This is a genomic window from Enterococcus salsurae (assembly GCF_054784955.1).
On the sequence record NZ_BAAHWY010000004.1, the window covers coordinates 221,815 to 238,192 of the forward strand.

The 16,378-nt window shown below is 43.5% G+C and carries 15 protein-coding genes; 1 reads left to right on the forward strand and 14 read right to left on the reverse strand.

Features of this window, described 5'->3' with window-relative positions; genetic code table 11:
• The first annotated feature begins 77 nt into the window (after positions 1 to 77).
• Positions 78 to 431: an iron chaperone gene (locus tag ACYVRS_RS11185; RefSeq protein WP_313538054.1), complete on the forward strand. Its 354-nt coding sequence runs from the start codon at positions 78 to 80 to the stop codon at positions 429 to 431.
• 20 nt (positions 432 to 451) lie between these two features.
• Here ACYVRS_RS11185 and ACYVRS_RS11190 read toward each other — a convergent pair whose 3' ends face one another.
• From ACYVRS_RS11190 to ruvA, 14 genes are all read right to left on the reverse strand, one after another.
• Positions 452 to 844, reverse strand: a complete 393-nt coding sequence (locus tag ACYVRS_RS11190; RefSeq protein ID WP_054115789.1) for a hypothetical protein — start codon at positions 842 to 844, stop codon at positions 452 to 454.
• Between the two features lie 104 nt (positions 845 to 948).
• A complete protein-coding gene (locus tag ACYVRS_RS11195; RefSeq protein ID WP_054115788.1) occupies positions 949 to 1,407 on the reverse strand; it encodes a low molecular weight protein-tyrosine-phosphatase in 459 nt (152 codons plus the stop codon).
• A gap of 3 nt (positions 1,408 to 1,410) precedes the next feature.
• Positions 1,411 to 1,980 (reverse strand): TetR/AcrR family transcriptional regulator, encoded by a 570-nt coding sequence (locus ACYVRS_RS11200; protein WP_312498383.1) that lies wholly within the window; start codon positions 1,978 to 1,980, stop codon positions 1,411 to 1,413.
• 135 nt (positions 1,981 to 2,115) lie between these two features.
• Entirely contained in the window at positions 2,116 to 3,075 is a 960-nt protein-coding gene (locus tag ACYVRS_RS11205) for a LacI family DNA-binding transcriptional regulator (protein ID WP_312542048.1), read from the reverse strand.
• 12 nt (positions 3,076 to 3,087) lie between these two features.
• Positions 3,088 to 6,378 carry a GH36-type glycosyl hydrolase domain-containing protein gene (locus tag ACYVRS_RS11210; RefSeq protein ID WP_461203431.1) on the reverse strand — a complete coding sequence of 1,097 codons (3,291 nt, stop codon included), beginning with the start codon at positions 6,376 to 6,378 and terminating at the stop codon, positions 3,088 to 3,090.
• Between the two features lie 18 nt (positions 6,379 to 6,396).
• Positions 6,397 to 8,544: a beta-glucosidase BglX gene (gene bglX / locus ACYVRS_RS11215; RefSeq protein WP_461203378.1), complete on the reverse strand. Its 2,148-nt coding sequence runs from the start codon at positions 8,542 to 8,544 to the stop codon at positions 6,397 to 6,399.
• An 8-nt stretch (positions 8,545 to 8,552) separates the two neighbouring features.
• On the reverse strand, positions 8,553 to 9,323 hold the full coding sequence (locus tag ACYVRS_RS11220) for an endonuclease/exonuclease/phosphatase family protein (protein WP_312499069.1): 771 nt from the start codon (positions 9,321 to 9,323) through the stop codon (positions 8,553 to 8,555).
• 7 nt (positions 9,324 to 9,330) lie between these two features.
• On the reverse strand, positions 9,331 to 10,251 hold the full coding sequence (locus ACYVRS_RS11225) for an acetylxylan esterase (protein ID WP_461203379.1): 921 nt from the start codon (positions 10,249 to 10,251) through the stop codon (positions 9,331 to 9,333).
• Positions 10,232 to 10,843, reverse strand: coding sequence for a DUF624 domain-containing protein (locus ACYVRS_RS11230; RefSeq protein ID WP_312499067.1), 612 nt, complete (start codon positions 10,841 to 10,843; stop codon positions 10,232 to 10,234). The genes ACYVRS_RS11225 and ACYVRS_RS11230 overlap by 20 nt, the downstream gene beginning before the upstream one ends.
• A 98-nt stretch (positions 10,844 to 10,941) precedes the next feature.
• Positions 10,942 to 12,543 (reverse strand): type 2 periplasmic-binding domain-containing protein, encoded by a 1,602-nt coding sequence (locus ACYVRS_RS11235; protein ID WP_054115781.1) that lies wholly within the window; start codon positions 12,541 to 12,543, stop codon positions 10,942 to 10,944.
• A 14-nt stretch (positions 12,544 to 12,557) separates the two neighbouring features.
• Positions 12,558 to 13,439, reverse strand: a complete 882-nt coding sequence (locus ACYVRS_RS11240) for a carbohydrate ABC transporter permease (RefSeq protein ID WP_461203380.1) — start codon at positions 13,437 to 13,439, stop codon at positions 12,558 to 12,560.
• Between the two features lie 11 nt (positions 13,440 to 13,450).
• The gene (locus ACYVRS_RS11245; protein WP_054115977.1) at positions 13,451 to 14,362 is read right to left on the reverse strand and encodes an ABC transporter permease; all 912 of its coding nucleotides are present in this window, start codon (positions 14,360 to 14,362) and stop codon (positions 13,451 to 13,453) included.
• A gap of 356 nt (positions 14,363 to 14,718) precedes the next feature.
• The gene (gene ruvB / locus ACYVRS_RS11250) at positions 14,719 to 15,723 is read right to left on the reverse strand and encodes a Holliday junction branch migration DNA helicase RuvB (RefSeq protein ID WP_461203381.1); all 1,005 of its coding nucleotides are present in this window, start codon (positions 15,721 to 15,723) and stop codon (positions 14,719 to 14,721) included.
• 12 nt (positions 15,724 to 15,735) lie between these two features.
• On the reverse strand, positions 15,736 to 16,326 hold the full coding sequence (gene ruvA, locus ACYVRS_RS11255) for a Holliday junction branch migration protein RuvA (RefSeq protein WP_312499063.1): 591 nt from the start codon (positions 16,324 to 16,326) through the stop codon (positions 15,736 to 15,738).
• Positions 16,327 to 16,378 lie beyond the last annotated feature (52 nt).

Sequence of the window (16,378 nt, forward strand, 5' to 3'; positions counted from 1 at the left end):
TTACTCCTAGCCTGTCAGCCACCCACTGACAGGCTCCTTTTTTTGTCGTATACTTAAAATAAAAAAGAGGTACCGTTATGTCTACTGTAGATCAATATATCGCCAATGCCCCTACACAGCATCAGGCTGTTCTAATAAAAGTCCGACAAACGATTCTAGAGGCAGTGCCTCAAGCAATCGAGAAAATCAGCTATCAAATGCCTACTTACCATTACCATGAAAATCTTGTTCATTTCGCTTGTGCAAAAAAACATGTAGGTTTTTATCCTACACCTGATGCCATTCAGCATTTTTCAAAAGAGCTGGCACCTTATAAGACGAGCAAGGGTGCTGTTCAATTTCCTTTCGATCAAGAGATCCCTTATCCGTTGATCAAAGATATGGCAGCGTGGCGCCTCTCAGTGGTTCAATTGGCCCATGGGGAGAACTAAATACACAAAAGAAGAAGCGGTCATTCGTTGACCGCTTCTTCTTGCTTATCTATTCGTTTTTTCGCACTGGGCTTGGTGTTCAATGTACTGACCTTTAAAATTTGATGTAACGGAATGATCCGCAACTGCTGACGATTGTTTTGCAGCTTCAACACAACTTGTTCCTTCGCGACCGTCTTGCCTACGATCCATCCGGTAACGGTTTCAAATTCTCCTAATTTCTCTGCCTTGACTTGCAGCACCACCAGATACTTAGCAGTTGCTGCCTCTTGCAGCAGACGCCGTACTTCTCGTAATTTCTCTGTTTGGTTCTTCTTGTCTGCATCATCACTGAAAAACGTATCCAGTAAAGTGGTGGATGTCATCACAATGAGTTTACCTAATTTTTTGATAGGCGATGGTTTCTTTTCCATTGGACTTTCCTTTCTGCACGATACCGAGGCAAAAAGCCACACATACGTTCGCATCTCTTATCCTATTTTACCAAACTTACGCAAAAAAACAAGAGCGAACATCGCTATTTTTCTTCCCCGAATGCTGCGAACCAATAGGGCATGCCTAATTTGATCAAACGATAGGTTTCTTCAAAATCACCAGTATAATAAGGATCTGGAATCTCCGTCTCTTGCTGCTCAGGGACTACACTTAAATACGCATGAATCTTGTCTCTATATTGCTTTGGTGCTTGTTTTCGTAATGCTGCAACATTTTGGTCATCCATTCCGATGATCCAATCAAAGCGTTCAAAATCGGCCTCGGCCACCTGACGAGAAATCAACCCTTCACTGCTGAGGCCCTTTTGTGCCAACAAATGCCGCGTACCAGGATGGGCTGGGTTGCCCGCTTCCCACGAACTCGTTGCTGCAGAGTCCACTTGCCAGTCTAATCCTTGTGCTTTGATCTCTGCCTGGAATAAGGCTTCTGCCATTGGTGAGCGACAGATATTGCCTAAACAAACAAAAAGTATTTTGGTCATGGTTCACTGCTCCTCTTGTTCATAAATTTGGTAAGAAAAAAATTCAACATCTTTGGCTAAACGAAACAATTGCGTTGCAATTTCTAGCGGCGACTCTGGAAAATCATTCCGCAACCATGATTCTAGGATGCCGCCGCACCCATAGGAAAAGAAACGGCTATAAAAGCCAATATCTTTGGCCGTCAATTGCTGATCGGTGTCTACGCCTTGGAACAACCGTTGAAAAAGCGGTTCTGTGATCTCAAAAAAACTGCGCATCAAAATTTCTCGGTCATCGATCACTGATTTTCGATAAAAATCAGCAGAGGCTTTCATCGCTTTCAGCATACGCAATGCCGCCTCTTCCCAGTTATCCAAAGAAATATCTTCTGCGGTCAAAAAGACCAACGCATCATGATGATAGATCCACTGGATCAAGGCTTTTTTGTCTGGAAAATGATAGTAAAATGTTTGACGGTTGACATTGGCTGCCGCTGCAATCTCTTGGACGCTGATTTTATTGATTTCTTTGGTTTGGCAAAGTTGCACCAATGATTGGCCGATCATCGCTTTGGTTTGATTGCTTTCCCCCATTGTCCACCTCTTCTTGTATCTTGCTGTTTCTTCTATCATACCAAATTATGGGCAGAAATAGAATGGAAGTAAATAACTACTATGTACACAAAAAGACAGACCAAGCGGCCTGTCTTTTTGCTATCTCGCAGCCCATCAAATAAATGATTCACCATCCACATAGGTTGTGTAGATATGCTCATCCTCCACTGGATCCCCTTGGATCGCATGGATGATTTTTTCGGCAGCAACCATGCCCCACCGGTGTTTTGAGTAAGCGATCGTTGCTAAGCGCGGTTGGACAAATGCCCCCAGCTCCGTATTATCAAACCCGATGATTCGTATATCTTTCCCGATTTGATAGGCTGTCTCGCGGACATATTTATAGACCCCGATCGCCATTTCATCATTGAAAGCAAAGATATCGATCGGCCATTGCGTAGGATTGGCCAACAATTGTTTGGCTGCTTGATATCCTGAAGGTTCCGTAAAATCCCCAGGAATCACTTCGAATGGAATGCCAAAGCGCGTCAGCTCTTTGGTACTCGCTTCTAAACGTTCATAGCTGTCATACCCTGTTTCAGGTCCCGACAGCAAATAAACCTTTTCACTTTGTCCGGCAATCAACTGATCGATCGCCAAGGCAGCCCCGCCTTTGTTATCCAATAATACTTGATAAATATTGTCATGGGACATGACACGGTCTAAGACAACGATTTGATGGCCTCTTTGCGCATATTGCAAGATTTCCTCTTCAGGGAAAGTCCAATCCAAGATAATTGCGCCATCGATCATCCGTTCTGGAATGAATAAATGAGATTTTTTACCACTGCAAACGATCATTTCGTAGCCGAATAGTTCCAAGCCTTTCTTGATCCCATCAAGCAGTTCCCCGTAGAAACTACCGGCGTAGTCAGCCAAATAGACGCCAATGATATTGGTTTGTCGGCGTTTTAATGAGCGAGCCGCCATGTTCGGAACATAATTCAATTCCTTCGCGATCGCTTGGATGCGCGAACGGGTTTCCTCGGTTACTTTTGGACTGCCATTCAATGCATAGGATACGGTGGAAATGGAAACACCCGCTTGCTGGGCAATATCTTTGATTCCTACCATGGCTTCTCCTTTCTAACGATAAATATCGATTGTATTGTCGCTCTTGTTGAATAATTGGCAGATTTGTCCTTTTTCGAAACAGATTGCCCCTTGTCGATAACGGTTTTCGGCAAAGTGTAAAGGCATCTCTTGTCCATTGATAACGACTTTTGCCTCTGTCGCTTCATGAAAGACAATCTTGACTGGATGCGCATATATTTGATAGGTCAAAGTCAATCCATCAAGTTCAGCTGGCAACACTGGGTCCAACTCAAGATGATCCACATATTCACGAATCCCCAATACTTGACTGATCAATTGGTTGAGATAAATACCAGGTCCGCTGGAATAGATACGCCAGCCGCCTTTTACACCAACCGTTCCTTCTTTTAGTTTACCAAAATTCTCTTGTGCTTGATACCTTGTTTTGAAATCGCCATCAGAACTGCTAAAGTAGACATTCGCTTGCCGCAATTCGGCATTTGGCACGCGTTCTTTGATTTGGATCGGATTGATGACGCCTAATCCCTGCCACGTTTCTTGTTTATTGCCAAGTTTGGCCATTGCTTCTGTAAAACGGATGTGGGCATGAACATATTGCAAGCCAATCTCACGGCCGAAATTCGCTGCCTGTTCCGCTCGTTTGAAATTGGTACTGACGCCGCCTTGATACTGTGCTGGGCGATTCATCAGGCGGACGCCGTCTGGAAACTGCAAATGCGACTTGATGATCGCTAAGTGATGCTGAGCTTCCTCAGGTGACAATAGTTCCCCGATCATACTTTGCTGCATCGGCAACAAGCGGTATTGAATCCCCGTTTTTTTGTCCGTAGGATGAACCATCAGCTCCACATGGCTTTCATCTTCCATATAGACAAATCCTGGCAGCGTGCCGTCAGCCAGCATATAGGTTTCAAAATCCTTTTGCACACCAGCAGCCAGTGCTGAAAGATGTGCTGCGTATGCAGCGTCATAATCAGCCAGCTGCTGACCTAATTTTTTCAAGACTTCATAAGTCAGCGCGACGGTCCAGCTGCTGGCCATTTGTTTTTTCAATTTGCTGTTGTTCGGTTGCAAGGTATCATCCCAATCCCCATCGCCATAGCAAGACAAATAGGTACCAGGCAAGAAATTGGCCTCGATATAGGCAACTTCTTTTTTCAGATGGCTGAACAAACTTTCTGATGCGGTTTTTTCAAAGCTTTCTCGGTCAGTGTAAGCAATTTGTTTCTCCAAAATGGTATAATCTTTGGTCTTTTCTAAATAATCACTGACGACCTTCATTGGCCAAACGATGACATCGCCATGGCTTTCATCCGCTTTTTGTTTCTCATAACGATCAAACATAAACCATTGCGGCCAGTTGCCATCATCTTCAAATTGATTTTCAAACAAATGTTCTATGATCGAAGCAACCATTTCCGGACGATTCAAGGCCAAAAAGTATTCCGTCGGTCCTTGAGACACATCTCGCGTGCCCCAAGCAGCGCCGCCATATTGTTCCAAACCATGAGGAGATAAATAATGGACCAGCATATTGTGGGTATACCAACGGGCCAATAAGTTGAATGAGACAACATCTGCTTGGTCATGCTGCAATGAAAACTGGTGCAAGAGTGTATTGATAAAGTCCGTATACACTTGATCTTCTACTGCGTAGTCATTCACATTGGGCTGATAAGGTGCTTGGTCTAAAGTCCCTTGGATCACAAATGATACGTCTTTTTGCGCATCAAACTGCAACACTGTCAAGGCAGCTTCACCCTTGGTTCGGGACACATTGAATAAGGATTCATCTGTAACTGAAAAGGGTTGATCTGACGCTAAATAATACGTTAATGCTGGATATGCCTCGTGAATCGGTGAGTCTTGTGATCCTTTGATCGTCAGCAATTGATCCGATACATCAAGTGTGACCGTTGGCGCACTATCATCCACACCCATTACAAACTGATTGCTGATCGCCCAAGTATATGATCGTTGTTGTTCACTATGGATCGTGGTCGTCACCTGACGGCCCTCTAATTGCGTATAAGTAGTGACTTTAATGACATCATTTGCCAATTTATAGTACCAAGACGCTGCGTTCAAGCCCATCTCAAATGCAGAAGGCATCGTCAAGATCCGCCATTGGTCTGCTTCTTTCAGATAGATCCGCTGCCCTGATTGTTTGATCAGATTCAAGGCATTGCGGCTATTGCTCAACAACTTGTTCATGGATGTATTGCCCAAAACGATCTGGGAATTAAAGATTCCACTCATATAGACAGTCGTACTCATGATTGGTTGATCGACAGTCAGTGATTGCCCACTCAAAAGGATATGTCCATGACTGCGCTCCATCTCCGCTTCTTTATCCTTCAGTACCACATGATGGTAATTGTCAGTAAAGAAGGAGTACGTTTTGTCCCCCACTGTTTCAACTGCTTCTTGGTTGGGAAAACGCGCAGCGATCTCGGCTTCTGTAAATGTTTCGCCGACCACAACAGCCCCTAAATGTTTGCTAGGAACTTCTTGTCCGGTAAGGTCTTCAAATACCAATTGTGCGTATTGCGCCTCTATGTCAGCCACGGTAAATTGCGGTGCAGATACAGCGTCTGCTTGGGTTTCCTTGACAGCGGCATAAAAGACGACTTCTGTCGGTGTGTCGCTCAGTTCCAGCCATTGGCTTTGCAAGGCAATATAGGCAAATTCGTATTGATAGACTTCATTTGGCAATCTTTCTTGCTGCAACGCTTCTGGAAGATTGGTTGTTTTATAGCTACGGCCAAAAAACTGATAGCCATCGGTAGCATAGCCTTTCAGAGATTGGAAACTCCCTTGTTCAACCAGAGGGAAGCGACCACCTTGCGGTTGATTTTGTCGTGAAGAAACCGTGATCCTTCCTTCACTTTCTGTTACATGATGATCGATATACTGAGAAACATAGGCTTCATTCGATTGCACCGCACCTTTGGCGGCATTCCCTAAATCTTGTCCGTATACGATATCGGCTTTTCCACTGCCCTTCAAACGGACACGCCAAAACCAGACATTTTCTGCCAATTGAAAATCAACTTGATAGGTGATCGATTTGTACACACCAGACCACTGCAATTGATGTTCATTATAGGCAAACGTACTTTTCGCATTCGAGCCAATCAATGGGGTAAACGACACTTGTCCATCTTCTTTGATACGCAGATACAGTTGATTCAAGCTGCCATCTAATGGGTTCCCGTTTAATTGGTTGATCATTATATCATGGCTTTGGATCTCATATAAATCTCCTGTCGGTAAAAAGACAGCTGTCGTATCAGCATTGGCCACTTGAATTTTTTTCATCATAAAAACCATCCTATCTTAAACTAATCGCAGTGTTGTTTCCTGCAGGTCACGACTATTTGGTCCGACCATGATTTTGAATTCTCCAGTGTCACTTGCCCATTGCTGATTGCTGTGAACATACCGCAATTGGCTTTCATTGATTGTAAAGGTCACTTCTTTGGCTTCGCCTGCTGCCAAGACTACCTGTTGGAAGTCTTTCAACTCTTTCACTGGTCGAACGACTTCCCCGACCATATCACGCACATAGAGCTGAACCGTTTCGGTGACTGATTGTTTCCCTTCATTTTTGACGGTGATCGATACTGTCGCCGTTTGATGTGCATCGATTTGCGCTGTATCAATGTGCAAGTTGTCATAGGACACCGCACTGAAACTTAAACCGAACCCAAAAGGATATTTGGCATAATTCGATACATCCAAATATTTTGATACATATTTCTCTTCTGGTGCTTTTTCATAAGGTCGTCCTGTATTGTCTGTATTGTAGTAGATTGGCACTTGCCCAACCGTTTCTGGGAAAGACATACTCAAACGGCCACTAGGGTTATACTGTCCCCACAAGATTTCAGCCAGTGCACTTCCCCCTTCAGTCCCAGGAAACCATGCTTCAACAATCGCCTGTGCTTGATCAATCGCTTGCAGATCTAGAGGCCGGCCATTGAATAAGGTAACCACGATATTTTTGTTATGCTGAAGCAGCGTCTTGAATAATTGCTGTTGTGCTTCTGGCAAACGGATATCGCTGCGACTGGCAGCTTCTCCACTCATCCATTCTTGTTCACCTAAAGCAAAGACCACTTTATCAGCCTGTTTTACTAAATCAATGGCTTCTTGGATAGCTTCTTCACTTGGTTCGAAATAATCAAACGCTTCAGAACCAAAGATGATTTTTGCACCAATTGCTTCCGCGCCTTCTACCAGATTGACTACTTCTTCTTGTTTGCCTTGCCAAGACCATGCACCCAACAAATCTCTTGATTGGGCACCCGGGCCAACGATCGCTATTTTTTCCTGTTTCTTAAATGGCAAGATACCCTCATTCTTGAGGAGGACCATTGATTTTTTGGCAATATCTTTTGCGATCAGGCGATGATCATCAGAAAGGACTACCGCTGCCTCTTCTGCTTCATCCGCACCGCGATAAGGATTTTCAAACAATCCCAACTCATTTTTCAAGGTAAGGATGCGCAACACGGCTTCATCAAGCAACGCTTCATCGACAGTCCCTTCTTCAATCAGTTCTTGCAGATGGTCTGTATAGCAAGTAGTCATCATTTCAATATCCACACCTGCTTTGATGGCTAACTCAGCGGCTTGTTTTTCATTTTCAGCGGCACCGTGGGCAATAATTTCGATTATGGCGCCCCAGTCTGAGATAACGACACCTTCAAAGCCAAATTCTTTGCGCAATACATCTCTAAACAACCAACGATTGGCAGTGGCTGGAATACCATCCACTGTATTGAAGGAAGTCATCACTAATTTTGCCCCTGCATCAAGTGCGGCTTTATAGCCAGGCAAATAACTTTCCCGCAATTGCCGTTCTGACATATTGACTGTATTATAATCACGGCCGCCTATAGCAGCTCCGTATGCCGCAAAATGCTTCACGCACGCAGCCACACGATGGCGGTCATTGGTCAAGTCATCGCCTTGATACCCTTTAACAAATGCTTCGGCAAAGCGGCCATTTAAGTAGGCATCTTCTCCTGTTGATTCCATCACACGTCCCCAACGAGGGTCACGCACCAAATCCACCATTGGCGAAAAAGTCACATGTAAGCCTGAAACAGCTGCTTCTTTTGCTGAAACTTCTGCCATTTGCTCAGCCGCTTGGACATCCCAAGAGCTGCCCAAGGCAAGGGGAATCGGAAAAATCGTTCGAAATCCGTGAATGATATCGGCCATAAGGATCGTTGGGATATTCAAGCGATTATTCTTGATATAGTCATTCTGCACACGAATGGCTTCTCTGGCGCCAGAAACCCCTAATGTTGTTCCTGCATTATTGATATTCTCTTGCGTCAAACCTAAGTCGCTCATTGGGCCGGTTTTTTCCTCTGCTTTATCGGAATAGAATGCGGCTGCTAATTGTAAAAGCTGATCGATTTTTTCTTCGATTGTCATTTCTGAGAGTAATGCTGTCAGTTGTTGTTTTTCCATTTTTCCATTCACCCTTTTTCTTCTAATCGTATGTCTGCTTCTAACGGAAAGTGATCCGACGGAAAACGCCGGTCACAAGCATCGGTTAGGCAAGCGGTTTTTATTACTTCAAATCCCTTGGTGTAGATATAATCGATTTCTTCTAACGCTGCCCAAGGCATATCGTACGTAAAATTTTGGTAAGATCCTTTTGGTCCATAGTGAGGGTGCAAGCCGTTTTCTTTGGCATTCCTAAAAAACGCAGCTAAGTAATCATGAACAGCTTCCGTTCTTTCTGCATTCAAATCCCCCATCAGCAATACAGGATACGCACTGATTTTTTCCGCCAACCGGTTCAGGATCACTTTCATTCCTTCAAAACGAGCGGTTTCTGAAATATTATCCAAATGGGTCGAAATCACCAAAAATGGTGGCTGATCTTTCGGTGCTAAGATGGCCCAGACACATAATCTGCTATATGCTGCATCTGGATGGATACTTGGCTGATCTGGTGTCATGGATAACCAAAATGACCCTGAATCGACCAACGTATACATGCTGGGTTTGAAATATAAGCCAATCCCTTCACCTTGGCCATCACCCTCCCGCTCGGCAGTGATTCCTTGATATTGGGTCAGTTTTTTTAGATCCGCGATTTGCGTCGGACGTATTTCTTGTACCGCCAACAACGACCAATCATGATAGTTGATCAAGTCCAACACTTTGTCCGCCCGATAGCACCATTGCCAATCTTGGTCAAAATCCGTATCGACACGGAGATTATAAGTAGCTACTTTCATCTGTCTTTCATTCCTTCTGTTCATCTTTTGCCAATAATTTCTTGATTTGCTGCATCTCACGGCGAATCTGTTTGGCTTCTCCGCCGCCATGACCTTTATTCAAATAAATCATCAATTGCTTAGGTGCGAGAATCTTTTTATAGGAAACGAAGAAGTCTGTCATCGGGCAGATTGGATCTTTGCTGCCCACGGATGCAAAGACAGGACCAGTGATTTGGTGGGCCACATACTGCAAATCGTAATAGCCCATCACATCTTGGATCTGCGCAGCTTGTGTTGGGTGCTGTATGCAATAGTCTTGGACCACACTATAACTGCCGGTTTTTTGCACCATGCGATTCAAAATATTGGAATGGCTCGGTACATCCGCGAAGGTGGCAAAAATTGGACTTGCGGCCAATGCATTGACCCAGAGCGCCACTCCGCCGCCTTGGGAGCCTCCCCGCAAGATCACACGGTCTTGGTTGACTTCTGTCAATGCTTGAGCGACTTCTAGCGTTCGCAAACTATCTGCGATCAATCGCTTCATATAAAAATCTTCTTTCTTTAAGAGCCCTCTGCCAAAAGGCAGTTCATGCTGTGTTGTTTCATATGGCACATGGTCTTGCGTCTTTCCGCCTTGTCCGCGATTATCGATGACAAGACAGCCGCACCCGATCAACGGCCAATGGGCAAACTGAAAAGGTTCTTGCAAATAATTCATATACCCTAAAAATTCAATGACCAATGGACAGGCTTTCGTGGTTTGAGGCAGCAGCAAGAACCCATAGATTGTTTCGTTGCCCAAACTTTGAAAAGAAATCTGATAACAATCTATCCCATTCAACAAGGGAACTTTGCGTTCTTTTTTGAATGCGAGAGGAATGTCCCGCAGCTCTGCTTGCACTTGTGCCCAAAATCGGCTTCTTTTATTGGTTTCGCTTGTCATATACAGGCTCCTTCGCTAATACTTTGTTGAAAAAAAGGACTTGAAGGGATGCTGATCCTGAAATACCTAAACAAATAAATAAAAACAAATTGACTTTGCTGCAAAGAACAAATAACACGATCGGAATCACCAATAATATAATGGCGTTGGCGGTACTGCTTAATACTGCATATGCTGTTTCTTTCAGCGTTTCGTTTACGGATCGTTCGAATAGACTGAACAAGAGGATAAAGACCGTTAAAAACAACCCCGCCAAACTGACCAGAATCACCGACAAAACACCGAAGTAAGGCGTGATCGCCATCAAACTGTATATGATCAACGCTGCCGCAAGTACGTAGCCTAATACGATAGCTGTCAATTGAAACCCGCGGGTAAGATTGCCGCTAAACGCTTGTTGATACCTGCGCCACAATGGCAATTCCTTTTCATCCATCAACTGCCCCACCGTCTGATATAGCGCAATCAGGGCCGGCCCTGCAAAAATGATCGTCATTGCTGGCAGCATAAAGAGAAAACTAAGCATGATCATATCTGCTAAAAATGAAAATACGCGGTAATACCAGCCGTCAAAAGAAAATAATTGTTTCATGGTAAACCTCCAATCGTGGTTTGCTCCGCTTGCAATAACAAAAGAAAGGAAGGGAAAGGTCGGTTGTTGGCGTCGCTTTCCTCTTCCTTTCTATCGGTTTATTCTAGTTTTTCGCGGTTTTCAGCCATTTTTTCTGATTTGATGTCTTTGATTGCGTCCCAATTATTAGAATCTAGGAAACTTTCAAAGTCTGTCAATGTCGTGTCAAAGGCCGATTCATCTTTCGAACGAATCAATGAAATGATCGTGCTGTTGGTTTTGGTTTTGATCGCTGTATTTGAACGTGCTTCTGCAGTTCCCGCATCTGGGTCTGTGTTTTCAATGACAAAGTGCGGATATAGCTTGCCTTCGCCCCATTCTTGCATTTGTGTCAATGCATTCTCTGTTTTGACTTTCAAGGCATTGGCACGGTCATTATTGAAATAATTGAAACGACTGATACCATATTTTTTGTTGTATGCCTCATTGTCGCTTTGTTCCATTTCTTTGACTTCTGGCAAGTAATCAATCTTGCCTTCATCATTGTAGGCATAGGTCACATCTTCAACACCAAATTTAGTCAAAATTTGTCCTGGTTCATCGATCAAATACGTGAAGAGTTGGGTCACTTTAGCTGGATCAGCTGCATCTTTGGTGATGTAATTGATCAACCAGCCAGAAATCCCCGTTTGATTCAAGGTTGCTTCTCTGCCAGAGGTACTTGCAGGTCCATCGATCGCAATGTAACGTGTATCTGAATTGTTCATAAATTCAGTGAAATTGCCGCCTTGGCCGCTCGTTCCAGCTACTAAAATCGTTGCATAATCACCTTGTTTGACTTTTTCATCGTAGGTTGGGCCATCATCAGTAAAACTGTCATCACTGATATTGCCATCGCGATACACTTCATTGAACGCTTTTAACCATGTTACATATTCATCATCTAGATTACGGTCATAAAAATTGCCATCTTCATCTTCTAAAGGCACACCGAGGAAATCTTGCAGTTTATCAGAGAATGGTCCTGCTGTTTCGCCGATCGTAGTGAAGCCCATTGGCGTTAAATCAGGATATTTATCTGCGATTTCTTGCATGACTTTGACAAAGTTCTCTGGTGTGGATACATCAGGTTTGCCTAGCGCTTCATAGATGTCTTCACGAATCACAAAGTTATCGTTGACTGGAATATTGCCGCTTTCATAATCCGCTTCGGTATTAGAATAGTTCGGATAGCCGTAAGTTTTGCCATTGTCTAAAGAGAACCAATTGAAGGTATCTTCAGTAACGACATCTAACAAGTATGGGTCGTATTGTTCAGCTAAGTCGTTTAATGCATATGCCCAACTATCGGCCTTAACAGCTGCTTGACTGGTTTTGTCCATCAATGTCACGATATCTGGCATGTCTCCACTTGAAATCAACGCATTCAGTTTTGAATCATCCCCAGAAATAAATTCTATATCAATATTTAGATCCTTTTTGATTTGCGCAGTTGTGACATCCTCGCCAAACGGCAAACTTGTCCAATCTGAATTGATGTACCACGTAATTTTTGTTGTTTCTTCTTTCGTGTCTAATTTCCAAGCAGGTGTGCTTTCATCTAATTCATACCGATCTTTGATGGAAAAATCTGAACCACTCGCATCGTCTGAGCTGCCGCCACATGCTGCTAAGCTGAGCAATGCTGTTGTTGCCAATAAACCGCCTAATACTTTCTTCATGTCTATCCCTCTTTCTATTCTTTTACTGCACCGGCCATCATACCGCCGATAAAGTGTTTTTGAAGCAATGGATAAATAATTAAAATCGGCACAGTCGTGATCACGATCGTTGCCAATTGCACCCCACGGGTCGTTGCTTGGACAATAAAGTCTGTACTACCGCTTTCTGTCATCGAACTTAGATTAGATTGAACGATGATTTCATAGATTTTCATTTGCAATGGATAGAGATATTCTTTGGTGATATATAGTTTGGTCGTCATAAAGTCGTTCCATTGGCCTACCCCGTTAAACAAGATAATCGTTGCCAACGCCGGCTTCGTCAGTGGCAAGAAAATCTGGTAAAAGATTTTGAATTCACTAGCACCATCGATTTTCGCTGATTCTTCTAAAGAAGGTGGGATCTCACGGAAGAAGTTCATTAGAATCACCACATCATAGTAACTGAATAGGGCTGGAATAATGTACACCCAGAAAGAATCCAACAAACCGAGCGAGCGGATCAGCAAGTAAGTAGGGATCATTCCACCACTGAAATACATGGTGATCACGCCTAACGTGGTATAGATGTTGCGCCCAATCAAGCGAGATTTACTTAACCCATAAGCGACTACGGCACAAAACAATGTATGGGTTGCAGCACCGATCACTGTTTTTAAGACTGAGATCAAAAAGGCTCTTGGGATGCTGTCATCCGACAATACTTTACGATAATTTTCCCATGTGAACCCTTTAGGCCATAAAACTAAGCCATTCCCGGCTAAGCCTGAACCGGAAGATACCGAAGATATCAAAATATTCCAGACTGGCACAATGATCAGTAATGAAAACAGAATCAAAATCATTGTGTTAAAGAAATAAAACCAGCTGTTTTCTGTTTTTTTTCGTTTAATCATTTTTACGCCTCCTATAAGATGACTGAGTTGCCGTTATTCAATTTCCGTGTCACGCGGTCGGTGATCACTAGAAGAATCACTGAAATAATGGCTACGCCTAATCCGACTGCTGTTGCATAAGAGAAATCGCCTTGCGTCAGACCCATCTTATACACGAAGGAGTTGATGACTTCAGATTTGTTTTGGTTTTGAGAATTCATCAGAACCAATGTTTGATCTAAGTTCGAGCCTAAGATACCGCTCACATTCAAAATCAAGTTCAATGAAATGATCGGTGTCAGTAGTGGCAATGTGATCGAACGAATTTGCCGCAATTTGCTGGCACCATCGATTCTTGCCGCTTCATAAAACGTGGGGTCGATACGAGACATCCCTGCTAAGTAAAGAATCGTTCCCCAGCCAACTTCTTTCCATAAATCTGACAAAACAGCGATCCACCAATATTTATCGGGATCCAATAAATGGTTGACGCCTTTGTCCATCAAACCAACAGACATCAAGACTTGGTTAATAAATCCATTCGTAGATAACCATGAAATCATCATGCCCCCCAAAACGATCCATGAAAAGAAATGGGGAATGTATGAAACCGTTTGAATAATTTTCTTCAAGCGTCCATCTTGCATTTCAAAAATCATAATGGCTAAAATAATGGGGATCGCAAAGCCTAGTCCCAATTTCAGCATGCTGATAGCAAGGGTGTTGCGTACTGCTTCCCAGAAAAAACTATCACTCATGATGATGCGGAAATTATCTAACCCAACCCACGGTGCTGAAGAAATCGTATCAATAACTGTGTAATTTTTAAACGCGATGATAATGCCATAAATTGGAATATAATTAAACACGATCATAAAGGCCACACCTGGAAAAACCATCCAGTGCAATTGCCGCTGGCTATAAATCTTTTGCAATTTACTCATATCCATAATTCCTTTCTTTTGCCCTAAGAAATATCTGTCTATTTGGTGAAACGTTTCTACAAACAGAGTATAAGTGGTCACCAATCAAAATGCAAGCCTTTTCAATTATTTTTTTCAGATTTTTTTGTTTCTCGATTTATGCGTGTTTTTTTAATTCATGTAGCAATCATCACAATAAAAAAGCTGATATATCAGCTAAAAATAGAATGTTATGCCTCTATTTAACAAAAAGAATCACTTAATGCTTTATTTGTCACTGTTTTTTCAAAACCATTCGCTAGATAAATCTAAAAGAAACGTTTCACTAAACAAGAAAAAGCCACCATCGCTGGGGGCTTTTTTCTGACATCCAGTTGTTATCCTTCCAAAAATGGATAGCCAAAGTGGTCGTAGGCTAATTGTGTCGCGACGCGACCTCGCGGGGTCCGCTTGAGAAACCCTTTCTGTATCAAAAATGGTTCATACATATCTTCGACCGTTTCGGTCTCTTCACCAATATTGACGGCGATCGTACTTAGACCTACCGGTCCACCATGGTACAACTCGATCATCGTGCGAATCAGTTTTTGGTCGACATAATCTAACCCAGCATGATCTACAGCCAGCAATTGCAAGGCTTGATCAGCAATCCTTTGGTCAATCACGCCGTCTGCTTGAACTTGGGCATAATCACGTACACGCTTCAACAGACGATTGGCGATTCGCGGGGTGCCTCTAGAACGGCGGGCAATCTCGATCGCACCTTCCTCTACGATGGCAGTTTGGAAGATCGATGCGGTGCGCTGCACGATTTCTTTGAGGTCACCTTCTTCATAGTATTGCATATGAGAAATGATACCGAAGCGATCCCGCAATGGGGCAGATAACATGCCCGCACGGGTCGTTGCGCCTACTAAGGTAAAAGGTGGTAAGGGAAAATGAACCGGATGAGCGGTCGTTCCTTGACCAACCATGATATCGACATAAAAGTCTTCCATCGCCGAATACAGCATTTCCTCTGCCACACGGGGCAAGCGATGGATCTCATCGATAAACAAGACATCGCCTGGCTGCAATTCATTCAGAACAGCAATCAAATCCCCTGGTTTTTCGATTGCTGGACCACTAGTGGTCTTGATCTGCACGGCCATTTCATTGGCAATCACCATGGCCATCGTTGTCTTGCCTAATCCTGGCGGTCCATAAAGCAGGACATGATCTAGGGCTTCTTCGCGGTTTTTGGCAGCTTGGATATAAATGTTTAGTTCTTGTTTGACTTTATTTTGGCCAATATATTGCGCAAGGGATTGCGGGCGCAGCGATTTCTCGATGATTTCTTCTTGCTCATTGGATTCTGGTGAAACGATCCGTTCCTCTGTCACGCTGATCCCTCCCTATTTTTTCATCATCAAACGAAGTGCTTCACGCAAATATTCATCTGTGGATTTCGTTGTATTGGTTGCCAATTGTTTCTCGACTTTTTTGATTTCTTTGTCACTATACCCTAATGCCTTCAAAGCTTCTAAAGCTTCTTCAAGTGCTGTTGTTGCAACGGTCACTGGCAGAATAGCTGTTTCACCCACAAGTTCTGCTAATTTCCCTTTTAGATCCAGCACCATTTGCTGGGCTGTTTTTTTGCCGACACCAGGAAATTTGATCAGATAGGTGACATCTTCATTTTCGACTGCCGTGATCAAGCCGGCATGATCGTCATTGGCCATGATCGCCAATGCACTCTTGGGACCAATCCCAGACACACTGATCAGTTTAAGGAACAACTGCTTGCCTTCGATCGTAGAAAAGCCATAAAGACTATGGGCGTCTTCTCGAATGACTTGGTGCAGATAAATTTTGACTTCTTGGTTGAGTTTGCCGCTAAATGCATACGGATTTCCAAATGCAATCTGATAGCCGATGCCATAAGACTCGACCACGATATAGGCGGGGAAAATATCCGTTACTTTGCCGATAATATATTCGTACATGTGCTTTCCTTTCTGTACATACGTTCCCTTTATTGTAGCATAGACTGCGAGG

Excerpts from the sequence above, each read along its gene's own strand:
- ACYVRS_RS11185 (WP_313538054.1), top strand. The coding sequence starts at position 78 with ATGTCTACTGTAGATCAATATATCGCCAATGCCCCTACACAGCATCAG.
- ACYVRS_RS11190 (WP_054115789.1), bottom strand. The coding sequence starts at position 844 with ATGGAAAAGAAACCATCGCCTATCAAAAAATTAGGTAAACTCATTGTG.
- ACYVRS_RS11195 (WP_054115788.1), bottom strand. The coding sequence starts at position 1,407 with ATGACCAAAATACTTTTTGTTTGTTTAGGCAATATCTGTCGCTCACCA.
- ACYVRS_RS11200 (WP_312498383.1), bottom strand. The coding sequence starts at position 1,980 with ATGGGGGAAAGCAATCAAACCAAAGCGATGATCGGCCAATCATTGGTG.
- ACYVRS_RS11205 (WP_312542048.1), bottom strand. The coding sequence starts at position 3,075 with ATGGTAGGAATCAAAGATATTGCCCAGCAAGCGGGTGTTTCCATTTCC.
- ACYVRS_RS11210 (WP_461203431.1), bottom strand. The coding sequence starts at position 6,378 with ATGAAAAAAATTCAAGTGGCCAATGCTGATACGACAGCTGTCTTTTTA.
- bglX (WP_461203378.1), bottom strand. The coding sequence starts at position 8,544 with ATGGAAAAACAACAACTGACAGCATTACTCTCAGAAATGACAATCGAA.
- ACYVRS_RS11220 (WP_312499069.1), bottom strand. The coding sequence starts at position 9,323 with ATGAAAGTAGCTACTTATAATCTCCGTGTCGATACGGATTTTGACCAA.
- ACYVRS_RS11225 (WP_461203379.1), bottom strand. The coding sequence starts at position 10,251 with ATGACAAGCGAAACCAATAAAAGAAGCCGATTTTGGGCACAAGTGCAA.
- ACYVRS_RS11230 (WP_312499067.1), bottom strand. The coding sequence starts at position 10,843 with ATGAAACAATTATTTTCTTTTGACGGCTGGTATTACCGCGTATTTTCA.
- ACYVRS_RS11235 (WP_054115781.1), bottom strand. The coding sequence starts at position 12,543 with ATGAAGAAAGTATTAGGCGGTTTATTGGCAACAACAGCATTGCTCAGC.
- ACYVRS_RS11240 (WP_461203380.1), bottom strand. The coding sequence starts at position 13,439 with ATGATTAAACGAAAAAAAACAGAAAACAGCTGGTTTTATTTCTTTAAC.
- ACYVRS_RS11245 (WP_054115977.1), bottom strand. The coding sequence starts at position 14,362 with ATGAGTAAATTGCAAAAGATTTATAGCCAGCGGCAATTGCACTGGATG.
- ruvA (WP_312499063.1), bottom strand. The coding sequence starts at position 16,326 with ATGTACGAATATATTATCGGCAAAGTAACGGATATTTTCCCCGCCTAT.